This is a genomic window from Pseudomonas brassicacearum, assembly GCF_009601685.2.
Classification (GTDB): Bacteria; Pseudomonadota; Gammaproteobacteria; order Pseudomonadales; family Pseudomonadaceae; genus Aquipseudomonas; species Aquipseudomonas kilonensis_B.
Map to the genome: position 1 here is coordinate 5,025,139 of NZ_CP045701.2, position 12,246 is coordinate 5,037,384.

9 protein-coding genes and 4 tRNA genes are annotated in these 12,246 nt (G+C 58.7%); 4 read left to right on the forward strand and 9 right to left on the reverse strand.

Going from position 1 to position 12,246, the window contains the following annotated elements:
- Window positions 1-3: 3 nt before the first annotated feature.
- Both GFU70_RS21615 and GFU70_RS21620 read right to left on the reverse strand, forming a co-directional pair.
- The gene (locus GFU70_RS21615) at window positions 4-1,665 is read right to left on the reverse strand and encodes a ShlB/FhaC/HecB family hemolysin secretion/activation protein (RefSeq protein ID WP_064107041.1); all 1,662 of its coding nucleotides are present in this window, start codon (window positions 1,663-1,665) and stop codon (window positions 4-6) included.
- Between the two features lie 458 nt (window positions 1,666-2,123).
- Window positions 2,124-2,200, reverse strand: a tRNA-Arg gene (locus GFU70_RS21620).
- A gap of 525 nt (window positions 2,201-2,725) precedes the next feature.
- On the opposite strand from GFU70_RS21620, the gene GFU70_RS21625 reads away from it, so the two are divergent.
- The 3 genes from GFU70_RS21625 (at window position 2,726) to GFU70_RS21635 (ending at window position 4,719) form a co-directional block, all read left to right on the forward strand.
- A complete protein-coding gene (locus tag GFU70_RS21625) occupies window positions 2,726-3,052 on the forward strand; it encodes an Arc family DNA-binding protein (RefSeq protein ID WP_003204761.1) in 327 nt (108 codons plus the stop codon).
- A gap of 166 nt (window positions 3,053-3,218) precedes the next feature.
- Complete coding sequence (locus GFU70_RS21630; RefSeq protein WP_153388794.1) at window positions 3,219-4,031, forward strand: AraC family transcriptional regulator; 813 nt, start codon at window positions 3,219-3,221, stop codon at window positions 4,029-4,031.
- Between the two features lie 79 nt (window positions 4,032-4,110).
- Window positions 4,111-4,719: a LysE family translocator gene (locus tag GFU70_RS21635; RefSeq protein WP_153388795.1), complete on the forward strand. Its 609-nt coding sequence runs from the start codon at window positions 4,111-4,113 to the stop codon at window positions 4,717-4,719.
- A 308-nt stretch (window positions 4,720-5,027) separates the two neighbouring features.
- On the opposite strand, the gene mgtE is transcribed toward GFU70_RS21635, so the two are convergent.
- Complete coding sequence (gene mgtE / locus GFU70_RS21640; protein ID WP_058546596.1) at window positions 5,028-6,470, reverse strand: magnesium transporter; 1,443 nt, start codon at window positions 6,468-6,470, stop codon at window positions 5,028-5,030.
- 322 nt (window positions 6,471-6,792) lie between these two features.
- On the opposite strand from mgtE, the gene GFU70_RS21645 reads away from it, so the two are divergent.
- Window positions 6,793-7,296 carry a hypothetical protein gene (locus GFU70_RS21645; protein ID WP_058546595.1) on the forward strand — a complete coding sequence of 168 codons (504 nt, stop codon included), beginning with the start codon at window positions 6,793-6,795 and terminating at the stop codon, window positions 7,294-7,296.
- 40 nt (window positions 7,297-7,336) lie between these two features.
- Here GFU70_RS21645 and GFU70_RS21650 read toward each other — a convergent pair.
- The 6 genes from GFU70_RS21650 to alaS all read right to left on the reverse strand — a co-directional run bounded on the left by GFU70_RS21650 (window position 7,337) and on the right by alaS (window position 12,147).
- Window positions 7,337-7,413: transfer RNA gene (locus GFU70_RS21650), tRNA-Arg, on the reverse strand.
- Between the two features lie 72 nt (window positions 7,414-7,485).
- A tRNA-Arg gene (locus GFU70_RS21655) sits at window positions 7,486-7,562 on the reverse strand.
- A gap of 107 nt (window positions 7,563-7,669) precedes the next feature.
- Window positions 7,670-7,760, reverse strand: a tRNA-Ser gene (locus GFU70_RS21660).
- A gap of 62 nt (window positions 7,761-7,822) precedes the next feature.
- Window positions 7,823-8,011, reverse strand: a complete 189-nt coding sequence (gene csrA, locus GFU70_RS21665; protein WP_003178872.1) for a carbon storage regulator CsrA — start codon at window positions 8,009-8,011, stop codon at window positions 7,823-7,825.
- A 183-nt stretch (window positions 8,012-8,194) separates the two neighbouring features.
- On the reverse strand, window positions 8,195-9,436 hold the full coding sequence (locus tag GFU70_RS21670) for an aspartate kinase (RefSeq protein ID WP_058546594.1): 1,242 nt from the start codon (window positions 9,434-9,436) through the stop codon (window positions 8,195-8,197).
- A gap of 89 nt (window positions 9,437-9,525) precedes the next feature.
- Window positions 9,526-12,147, reverse strand: a complete 2,622-nt coding sequence (gene alaS / locus GFU70_RS21675; protein ID WP_116641468.1) for an alanine--tRNA ligase — start codon at window positions 12,145-12,147, stop codon at window positions 9,526-9,528.
- Between the last annotated feature and the right edge of the window lie 99 nt (window positions 12,148-12,246).

Here is a 12,246-nt window from a genome sequence, read left to right on the forward strand (position 1 = left end):
ACCTCAGAATGACCAGATGACGGTGAAGGCGCTGGTCACGTTGGCCGTCTCGAAACCATCGGGTTTCTTCAACGGCGTGCCCACCGACCAGTCATAGGACAGGCCCTTGTAACCACCGCGAATGCCCACCACGGCCCCTGCCAGGCGCTGGCCGATCAGGAACTCACTGGATTGACCGCTGACTTCGCCATAGTCGATACCGGTGTAGAGCTCCTGGCCGGTCTGCCCCAAGGACAGGCCGACCTCGTTGCGCAGGGTCCAGCCACGGTCGGCGGAAAGAATGTTTTCACCATCGAAGCCCCGCACGCTGTAGCGCCCGCCAATCGAGAAACGATCCTGGGGTACCAGCGGCGTACGGTTCCATTGCGCGCGCCAGCCGCCGATGTAGCGCAGTCGCTGATCACCGACCTGGAACGGCACCTGCAATTGGGCATCGGCGGTGATGATCTGCGAGCGAGACGTGCCGGCATCAAAATCTTCCTCGGGTGCCCTGAGCGAATCATGGGCACCGGTGCCGCGACGATAGGCGACGCCCAGGTCAAGAATCGAAGCGCCAATGAACTCCCGATGATCCAACCCCAACTGCCAACCGGCCATGCGGCGTTTCTGGTTGCCGACTTCGGTGTCGTCGATGAAGTTCTCCGACGAACGCGTCCAGAGGCTGCCCCAAGCGGTGGTCTTGCGAACGGCGTCGCGGTACAGCAGGCGTGACAGGCGCACCTCGTTGTTACGACTCTCGCCCCGGTACTGATAGGTCTGGTTGGCGCCAGCGACAGACTGTTCGTAGTTGTATTCGCTGCTGGTGAACCCCAACTGCCAGTAACCGAACGGCAGCGAATAATGCAGCGTGCTGCCATCGGAACCGCGGTGCCCGGACTCGCCGCCGCCCAAGTCATGGTTGACGCTGGCATAGAACAAATCGTTGAGCGACAGCAGGTTGTCCAAGGACAGCGACACGTTGCCCTGGTATTTGCCTGTGCTCTTGCTGCCCGAATTGTCCACCGACAGACTCACCCGGGCGGGGAACCGTTGGCTCCAGGCAATCACCACGTCGCTCTCACCGGGTCTGGCGTCGGCGGCACGGGCTGGCGCGATCTTGATGTCGGCCTCGGCGGTCGGAACGCGCTTGAAGTTCTCCAGCGCCTGTTCGATGTCGCGCAAGTTGAGCAGATCGCCAGGATTGGCCGGCATCGCGTTCCAGGCATTGGCGCGGGAGCTGGTGCCCTCCTCGAAACGAATCTCGCGGATGCGCCCCGGCACCAGGGTCAAGACCAGCACACCGCTGTTCAGGTCCTGGGCTTCGGCGAGCACGCGAGTGGTGACGTAGCCGGCCTCGATGATCGCGTTCTGCATACGCTTCATCGTCAGGTTGATCCCACCGCCACCAAGGCAACGGCCAATGGCGGGGTCCTCCTTGGGGTTGGCGGCGCGCAGCGCCCACTGAAATTTCTCCGACGCCTCGCCAATCAGACGGATGTCATTGATGGCAAAGCAGGGACTTTCCTTGGCCGGCAAGCGATCGGCGCCTTCATCCACGGGTGCTGCCTGCAGGCGCACGTCGGGCCGGGACTCCAACTGATCGCGCAAAACCCGTTCGCGCTCTTGCTGGCGCAGCAGTTCTTCTTCAGGCCCAGCCGCCTGCGCAGCGCTCCACGCCCCCGTCATCCACGCAGCCATCAACAGCAGCGCGAGACGCTTGGCGTTCTGTGCAGATGAACGGGTTCGGTCAACACAACGGCGAGCGTTGCTCGGGTTACGCGTTCGGCAGGGTGCGGCTGGGTGCATGTCACATCCTTGTGGCCTGAATCAAAGACACAATGGGCCAGGCCAGCCGAACATGGCACTGGCGCTGACACAGATAAAAAGAGGTATGGATTCCGTCGGAAATGAAGGAAAAGTCCTACGGCGTACCGAGACGGTCAGATGGCAGAGAGGGGAGAAAGTTTCGCATTACCGAAATATCCTCGATACAAATAGGTAGAAATGGGCAGTCGGTCACAGCATTGAGGGGAGAAATGGCCGTGCAAGGCCTGAACAGCGCGCTCAGGCCGGAGTTGATCGTTCGGAGATGGGGATGGGAGCAGGAAAAGTCAGCGGAAATTTCGCTAACTCATTGTTTATAATGGTGTCCCAGGGCAGGTTCGAACTGCCAACCTTCCCCTTAGGAGGGGGATGCTCTATCCAATTGAGCTACTGAGACACGAGTCGACCACGAGAGACGCGGTGCGCAGGACGGCGTGCATGTTAACGACCTGCCCTGCGTTTGTCATGTCGCCCATGGCTTTTTAAGTGTAGGCAAATAGTACGCCCTGTAGACGGCAGGTCCTGGACGCCGAGTTTTGGCCGCCATTCATCCGCCCTGGCTCGCTGAGCCTAGTAAATCGGCCATTTGCCACTATCCTGTACAAGACAGGGACGGCAGGCGTTTTTTGTCCATTTCCGTTATCCGCCAGACGGTATGGCACATAGACACAATCCGACGGTCACAGATGCGAACCTGTTGTTTTTTTACCAACCAGTCCGCATTTTTTGATGAAGGGTACTGGCAGAACGCCTTTACCCGGATCAGAATTTGTCACAGAATTGGCGCCAATGATCTGGCAATTTTGAGGCATGATGCGGGCCTCTTAACAATTCAGGTTGAACATTTGGCAATGGAGCTTGTCCTATCGACATCCTGCGGCCAATCCCGAGAACCGCTCCCCTGAACTAACCGGTTAAATATATGCGCCCATTGAAACAGGCAATTTATTCCAGCCGCACGGCTGACAAGTTCGTCGTACGTCTGCCAGACGGAATGCGGGAACGCATTGCCGAAGTGGCTCGCAATCATCACCGCAGCATGAACTCTGAAATCATCGCGCGCCTTGAGCAAAGCCTTATTCAGGAAGGCGCGTTGGGTGAAGAGTTGAGCATGCGCTTGGACAGCCCGGAGCTGTCATTGCATGAGCGCGAGCTGCTTCAACGCTTCCGACAACTCTCCCACCGCCAGCAGAACGCCCTCGTTTCGCTGATTGCCCATGACGCAGAAATGGCCGCAGACGCGACCTGATCACCCCCAAATACTCAAGCCAGCCTTGCGCTGGCTTTTTTTTGCCTGGCATTTGGCCCAAGCCTGCTTTTCAAGCACTCATCAGAGCCATCGAACCAATACCACTGCTGATCCATGGCAGTGATGCTAAATTGATCCGCTAAAAAGTATGGGCACGGAGGCCTGCATGACAGGTCACGCATTCAAGATTCAAAGGATCGCAGGGCTGGGCGTGGAAATCGTCGAGGCCGATTCAGATCGAACGTTTGTCCGGCATATGCACGAGCATTTTGGCATTGGCTTGCTTGTGCGCGGGGCGCAACGCTCGGCCAGCGGCCGAGGCCTGGTAGAAGCGACGGCTGGCGACCTTATATCGGTCAATCCGGCCGAAGTGCATGACGGCGCTCCCATCGGAAACGGAACGCGTCGCTGGCAGATGCTGTATTTCGACCCGCCGCTGATTGCGCTGGCATTCAAGGACACGGCGAACGATGGGGGCATCTGTGCCCAGGAATTCGCCTATCCGGTGCTGCAAAGCCCGCGTGCGGCAGAATTGTTCCGCACTTTATACCAAACCATCGCTCAAGCCGAGGAGCTTGGCGATCAGCTGAAGATCGAAGAAACGCTCGCGCTTTTGCTCGAACATTTGCTGGATCGCTCCATGCCGATATCGCCTTTACCGGAGGCCGGGGCAAACCGCGCGAAAAACCTGATCGACGACGATCCGCAGTCGTCCATGTCGCTTGCCCTGCTCGCCAGGGAGGCCGATTTAAGCCGCTTTCAACTGGTACGTGCCTTCACCCGCCTGACCGGTTTGACACCCCACGCCTACCTGCTGCAACGACGTATCCACCGAGCACGACAGCTGATCGCTGCAGGCATGCCGCTGGCTGATGCGTCCCTGGCCAGCGGTTTCGCCGATCAGAGCCATATGACCCGATGCTTCGTGCGCAGCTTTGGATTCTCACCCGGCATGTACGCCCGGCAAAGGCACCCGTAGCGACCTGCAATTTCGTTCAAGATGCGCCTCCTTATCGCAGGCAGGCTGGAGACTTCATAACTCCTAAGGCCAGCATTGCATGAACCTCGAATTTTTTGTCACTTCCCTGGTCGTGGCGGCTTCGCCTGGTACTGGCGTGATCTATACGGTGGCAGCCGGCCTGGCCCGGGGCTGGCGCGCAAGCGTAGTCGCGGCATTGAGTTGCACCCTGGGGATCGTGCCGCACATGCTGGCAGCCATCACAGGCCTCGCTGCCCTGCTGCACGCCAGCCCATTGGCCTTCGAGACCATCAGGTACCTGGGCGTCGCTTACCTGCTGTGGATGGCATGGAGCACGCTCCAGAGCCATGGGGCATTGCATATTGATCCGCACAAGACCCCGCGTTCGAACGGCGCGGTGATTTTTTCGGGCATCTTGCTCAACCTGCTGAATCCAAAGCTGTCGATTTTTTTCCTGGCCTTTCTACCGCAATTTTTCGCGCCAGGAGAAACGAATGCCATGTGGCGCATGCTGCAACTGAGCTTCATCTTCATGGCGATCACCTTTGTCGTCTTCGTCACCTATGGCGTGTTCTGCGCATCGATGCGCCGTCATGTTCTGGAGCGTCCATCCGTGTTGCAGTGGTTGCGCCGCCTGTTCTCGGCAGCCTTTGTGTTACTGGCTGTACGACTGGCGTTGATGCAGTGATGTACGGGGGATTTTGCGTGATGAACTCGTGGTTAACAGGGCGCCAAGATCAACGTCCACCGCGAGGCGGCCTTGTAGCCGACCTGGTTCTTGGTGAGACCGCGTTTCCCTGTGGGAGCGGGCTTGCTCGCGAAAGCGGTGGTGCAGTTGCATAGAGGCTGGACCTGCCTGCAGCTCTTGTCTTGAGTTCTTGACATCCCACAAACCAAAAGAAGCGCAAAAAAAACGGCGCTTCCCATTTCTGGAAGCGCCGTTTTTTTCTAAGTGGACAGTATTACGCCAAACAGGCGGTTTTCTTGATGAGCGACTCAGAGCAAGAAAATCGTCGCCAACCCCAGGAAGATGAAGAACCCGCCGCTGTCAGTCACGGCAGTGATCATCACACTGGCGCCCATGGCAGGGTCACGCCCCATGCGGGAAAGGGTCATGGGAATCAAGACCCCCATCAATGCCGCCAACAGCAGGTTGAGCGTCATCGCGGCCGTCATGACCACCCCCAGCGACCAACTGCCATAAAGCAGGTAAGCCACCACGCCAATCACCCCTCCCCAAACCACGCCGTTGATCAAGGACACAGCCAGTTCCTTGCGCATCAATCGCGAGGTATTACCGGTACTGACTTGGTCCAGCGCCATGGCGCGGACGATCATGGTGATGGTCTGGTTGCCAGAGTTACCACCGATACCGGCAACGATAGGCATCAGCGCCGCGAGCGCCACCAGTTTCTCGATGGAGCCTTCGAACAGGCCGATGACCCGGGAGGCAACAAACGCAGTGATCAGATTGATCGCCAACCAGGCCCAGCGGTTACGCAGGGACTTCCAGACCGAGGCGAAGATATCTTCCTCTTCGCGCAGACCGGCCATGTTGAGGACTTCGCTTTCGCTTTCCTCACGAATCAAGTCGACCATTTCATCAATGGTCAGACGGCCGATCAGCTTGCCGTTCTTGTCGACCACCGGCGCCGAAATCAAGTCATAACGTTCGAACGCCTGGGCCGCATCATAGGCGTCTTCGTCCGGGTGAAAGCTCACCGGATCGCTGGCCATCACCTCAGCCACCTGCTTTTCCGGATCGTTGACGAGCAAACGCTTGATGGGCAGAACGCCCTTGAGCACGCCGTCGTAGTCGACCACGAAAAGCTTGTCGGTATGCCCCGGCAGTTCCTTGAGGCGACGCAGGTAGCGCAAGACCACTTCAAGGCTGACGTCCTCGCGGATCGTCACCATCTCGAAGTCCATCAGCGCACCGACCTGCTCCTCGTCGTAGGACAACGCCGAGCGCACACGCTCACGTTGCTGGCCGTCGAGGGCTTCCATCAGTTCGTGGACAACGTCCCGCGGCAGTTCGGGCGCAAGGTCGGCGAGTTCGTCGGCGTCCATTTCCTTGGCCGCCGCCAGCAACTCGTGATCATCCATGTCGGCGATCAGGGTTTCCCGAACCGAGTCCGACACTTCGAGCAGGATGTCACCGTCGCGATCAGCCTTGACCAACTGCCAGACCGTCAGACGTTCTTCCAGTGGCAAGGCTTCAAGAATGTAGGCGACGTCGGCGGAGTGCAGGTCATCGAGCTTGCGCTGCAGCTCGACGAGGTTCTGCCGGTGGACCAGGTTCTCGACCCGGTCATGATGGGGACCTTCCTGGCGATGCGTCAGGTCTTCGACGACCCGCTGGCGCTGCAGCAGCTCAATAACTTGAGCGAGGCGATCCTGAAGGCTTTCCTGCGTTTTTTTTACTTCTACTTGGGTCATAGGCGAACTCCACTCCCAGCAGTGGAGCACGCCGGAAGGATCAATCAGTCAATTCATGATTGGCAAAACTAAATATTGAGTAACTACTGGGTAAGTCCATGGAGATATTCCAAAGCCCCGGCGGGGCTGACGGGCGCAATCATACACCGCTTGACGCTTTAAAACGCTAAAAAATCATGGCAAGAACAAGCGCTTGCGAGACAAACCTGAACACAGGCTGAACCTGTTCCTTTACGACGACTTATCCAGAAAAGAAAACACACGCCGCGGCAAAAATGCAGCGACTACCCTTCTCTTCTGCACCGTCAAGGAGGACGACCGGATGCATCCAAACCACTGCCTTTTCCTGCTCGCCTGCTTGCCCTGCCTGCCTTTGTGGGCTGCCGGGCAGACCGTGCATCGCTGCGAAAACATCGCAGGGCACGTGACATTCACCACCCTGAGCTGCGGCCCGGGAGAAGCCCTGTCCCTACAACAGATCCATCCATACCGGCCAGGTTCGACCGAACCGAGGAGCGAGGCGATGCTGCCCGAAGCGGAGCGCGGGCAAACATCCGGCAACAAAATCACGCGCAAGGAACCGACCGTGGTCGGCCAGTTCCAGGACCACTGCGGGAACCTCATCGACGCCAGGCAACGCCGCGACGCCATCCTGGACCGACGCATCATCGCCGGCATGAGCCAACAGGACGTAGAGAGCGCCCTGGGCAAGCCAGACTCGATCAAAATTCGGAATTCGAGCACACGGTATACCTACAAGGCGAAGAAAGGTCGCAGCGCAGAGGTCGTGTTCGATGAGAGGGGGTGCGTGAAAGGCAAATCGTAGACAGCAAAAAGCCCGCGTTAAACGCGGGCTTTTTGGTGTTTGGTGCACTCGACAGGATTCGAACCTGTGACCGCTCGGTTCGTAGCCGAGTACTCTATCCAGCTGAGCTACGAGTGCAGGTTGTGGTTTTATACCAGATCACAACTGGTTGAAGCCAAGTTATTTGCATCACTGCAAACAACTCTTAAATGGTGCACTCGACAGGATTCGAACCTGTGACCGCTCGGTTCGTAGCCGAGTACTCTATCCAGCTGAGCTACGAGTGCATTTGTTGCCGCGCATTATAGGTCGTCAATTCCTTTTGTAAAGCGCTTTTTTCAGTAATTTCAATCACTTACCGAACAAGCCAGGTTTTGACGCACTAAACGAATAATGGCGGAGAACGGGGGATTCGAACCCCCGACACCCTTTTGAGGTGTACTCCCTTAGCAGGGGAGCGCCTTCGGCCACTCGGCCAGCTCTCCGCAACACGGGGCGTATATTAACCACCTTCATCCCCGTTTGCAAACATAAAAATCGATAAAAATTAATGGCTTGGTTCGTCGTCCTTCTCTTTCTTGATACGCAGGTAAATTTCCTCGCGGTGTACAGCAACCTCTTTCGGGGCGTTGACGCCGATACGCACTTGGTTTCCTTTGACGCCAAGCACGGTCACGGTGATTTCGCCATCGCCAATAATCAGGCTTTCTGCACACCGACGGGTCAGAATCAGCATACCTTTCTCCTCACGCAATTCACTTAAGGGACAACAGTCTGCAAAAAAAAGGCATTGGACCTACAACCGGAACGGTCGAAGCCTACAGGCCTAGTATTGACCAGCGCGGGCAAAAGAACAGTTTTGGGACGCGCCATTCAGAAAACAAAGGGCGCAGTCTAACCGCGCCCTCCGAACAACGCTTTACTCGCCCGGCTGGGCAGGAGCGTCGAGTTCGAAAGCCGTGTGCAGGGCGCGCACGGCCAGTTCCAGGTATTTCTCTTCGATCACCACGGAAACCTTGATTTCCGAGGTCGAGATCATCTGGATGTTGATGCTTTCCTTGGCCAGGGATTCGAACATGCGACTGGCAACGCCCGCGTGGGAGCGCATGCCGACACCGACGATCGAGACCTTGGCGATCTTGGTATCACCCACCACTTCCCGGGCACCAATCTCGTCTGCGGTTTTTTTCAGTATCGCTTCGGCAGACTGGTAGTCGTTGCGGTGCACGGTGAAGGTGAAATCAGTGGTGTTATCGTGCGACACGTTCTGCACGATCATGTCGACTTCGATGTTCGCGGCACTGATCGGGCCGAGAATCTTGAACGCCACGCCGGGGGTGTCTGGCACGCCACGGATGGTCAGCTTGGCTTCATCGCGGTTGAAAGCGATGCCGGAAATGATCGGCTGTTCCATGGATTCCTCTTCATCAATAGTAATGAGGGTGCCCGGACCCTCTTTGAAGCTGTGCAGGACGCGCAGCGGAACGTTGTACTTGCCGGCGAATTCGACCGCCCGGATCTGCAACACCTTCGAACCGAGACTGGCCATTTCCAGCATCTCTTCAAAGGTGATCTTGTCCAGGCGCTGGGCCACTGACACTACCCGTGGGTCAGTGGTGTAGACACCGTCCACATCGGTGTAGATCTGGCACTCGTCGGCTTTGAGGGCCGCTGCCAGGGCTACACCCGTGGTGTCGGACCCCCCACGACCGAGGGTGGTGATGTTGCCGTGCTCATCCACGCCTTGGAAACCGGCGACGACCACGACACGGCCAGCCTTCAGGTCGCCACGAATCTTCTGGTCGTCGATCTGCAGGATACGCGCTTTGTTGTGCGCGCTGTCCGTCAGGATACGCACCTGGTTGCCGGTATAGGACACCGCCGGCACGCCACGCTTGATCAGCGCCATGGCCAGCAAGGCGATGGTCACCTGCTCGCCGGTGGAAACGATCACGTCCAGTTCCCGAGGAACCGGTTGCTGGTCGCCGCTGATTTGCTTGGCCAGATCGATCAGACGGTTGGTCTCGCCGCTCATTGCCGACAGCACAACCACCAGGTCATCGCCCGCCTCGCGGAATTTCTTAACCTTGTCGGCGACTTGTTCGATTCTCTCGACAGTGCCGACCGAGGTGCCTCCAAATTTCTGTACGATCAAAGCCATTTCAAAGCCGCCTCTGCCCATGAAGGGCGCCCAATAATCACTCAACAGCGGTCGGGCCCGTGACTAGACCACGAGCCCGCGGCGCTGCCTTAAATACCCTGCTCTACAAATGCAACGGTCTGGGCCAGTGCCGCGTCCAGTGCGCCGACGTCGGTACCACCGCCTTGCGCCATGTCCGGACGACCACCGCCCTTGCCGCCCACTGCCGCAGCGGCTTGCTTCATCAAATCACCGGCTTTGAGTTGGCCAGTCAGGTCCTTGGTCACGCCTGCGACGAGAACGACCTTTTCCTCATGGACACTGCCGAGCAGGATCACTGCGCGGCCGAGTTTGTTTTTCAGTTGATCGACCAGCGCCAGCAGCGCCTTGCCATCCTGGCCATCCAGACGCACGGCCAGCACTTTCACGCCCTTGACGTCCACGGCCTGGGCCGACAGATCGTCGCCCGCGGCGCTGGCGGCCTTGGCCTGCAACTGCTCGAGTTGCTTTTCCAGCAGGCGGTTGCGCTCCAGCACAGCCGACAGCTTGTCGATCAGGTTGTCGCGGCTGCCCTTGATCAGGGTTGCCGCTTCCTTGAGTTGTTCTTCGGCCGCGTTGAGGTACGCCAGGGCCGCCGCGCCGGTGACCGCTTCGATCCGGCGCACGCCGGATGCCACGCCACCTTCACTGATGATTTTCATCAGGCCGATGTCGCCGGTCCGATTGGCGTGGATACCACCGCACAGCTCAACGGAGAAGTCGCCCATGCTCAGCACGCGCACGCTGTCGCCGTATTTCTCGCCGAACAACGCCATCGCGCCCTTGCGCTTGGCAGTCTCGATGTCGGTTTCTTCGGTTTCCACCGGGGAGTTCTTGCGAATCTCGGCGTTGACGATCTCTTCCAGCGCCTTGAGTTGCTCAGGCTTGATGGCTTCGAAATGGCTGAAGTCGAAGCGCAGGCGCTGACTGTCCACCAACGAACCCTTCTGCTGGACATGCTCGCCCAGCACTTGGCGCAACGCCGCGTGCAGCAAGTGCGTGGCGGAGTGGTTCAGCGACGTTGCATGCCGAACGTCGGCGTCGACATGGGCCGCCACCGGGGCTGCGATCATCAGGCTGCCCGAAGCCAGCACGCCGTGGTGCAGGAAAGCGCCGCCGGTCTTGGTGGTGTCACGCACGTCGAAACGCGAGCTGCCCGCCTGCAGGTAACCGCTGTCGCCGATCTGGCCGCCGGATTCGGCGTAGAACGGGGTCTTGTCCAGCACGATCACGCCTTCCTGGCCTTCGCTCAGGATGTCGACCGATTGCCCGTCCTTATAGATGGCAACGATCTTGGCCGAGCCGGTGGTGCCTGCATAACCGGTGAACTCGGTGGCCACGTCAACCTTGACCAGGCTGTTGTAGTCCATGCCGAAGGAACTGGCGGAACGCGCACGCACCCGCTGGGCGTCCATCTCGCGCTCGAAACCTTCCTCGTCGAGGGTCAGGTTGCGTTCGCGGGCGATATCGCCGGTCAGGTCCATCGGGAAGCCGTAGGTATCGTACAGCTTGAACACCACATCGCCCGGCACCACGTTGCCCTTGAGCTCGGCCAGGTCCTGCTCGAGGATCTTCAGGCCTTGCTCCAGGGTCTTGGCGAATTGCTCTTCTTCAGCCTTGAGCACGCGCTCGATATGCGCCTGCTGGGACTTGAGCTCCGGGAAGGCATCGCCCATCTCGGCCGCCAATGCCGCGACGATCTGATAGAAGAAGCTGCCCTTGGCGCCCAGTTTGTTGCCGTGACGGCAGGCGCGACGGATGATCCGGCGCAGCACATAACCGCGGCCTTCGTTGGACGGCAACACGCCGTCGGCAATCAGGAAACCGCAGGAACGGATGTGGTCGGCCACCACTTTGAGCGAAGCCTGGTTGTCGTTGGTGCAACCGATGGCCTGGGCCGACGCGCTCAGCAGGCTCTGGAACAGGTCGATTTCATAGTTGGAGTGAACGTGCTGCAGCACCGCACTGATCCGCTCCAGGCCCATGCCGGTGTCGACCGATGGCGCTGGCAGCGGATGCAACACGCCATCGGCGGTGCGGTTGAACTGCATGAACACGTTGTTCCAGATTTCGATATAGCGGTCGCCGTCTTCTTCCGGCGAGCCGGGTGGGCCGCCCCAGATGTCGGCGCCGTGATCGTAGAAAATCTCGGTGCACGGGCCACATGGGCCGGTGTCGCCCATGGTCCAGAAGTTATCGGAGGCGTAAGGCGCGCCTTTGTTGTCGCCAATGCGCACCATGCGTTCAGCCGGGACACCGACTTCTTTGGTCCAGATGTCATAGGCTTCGTCGTCGGTGGCATAGACCGTTACCCAGAGCTTCTCCTTGGGCAGGTTCAGCCACTTGTCGGAGGTCAGGAAGGTCCAGGCGAAGGTGATGGCGTCGCGCTTGAAATAGTCACCGAAGCTGAAGTTACCCAGCATTTCGAAGAAGGTGTGGTGACGAGCGGTATAACCGACGTTCTCCAGGTCGTTGTGCTTGCCGCCAGCACGCACGCACTTCTGGCTGCTCACCGCACGGGTGTAGGCACGTTTTTCCTGGCCCAGGAAGCAGTCTTTGAACTGGTTCATCCCCGCGTTGGTGAACAGCAGGGTCGGGTCGTTGCCCGGAATCAAAGAGCTGGAGGCTACTCGGGTGTGGCCTTGCTCTTCGAAGAAGCGAAGGAAGGCTTCACGGATTTCTGCGCTTTTCATTAGGTTCTTCCACGGAGGCTGCGGCCAAAGGCCTGTGCAAAACGTCAACAGACGAAGCAACGGCAAAGGGCCGCATTATATCGGCCCTTCGCGTGGGGT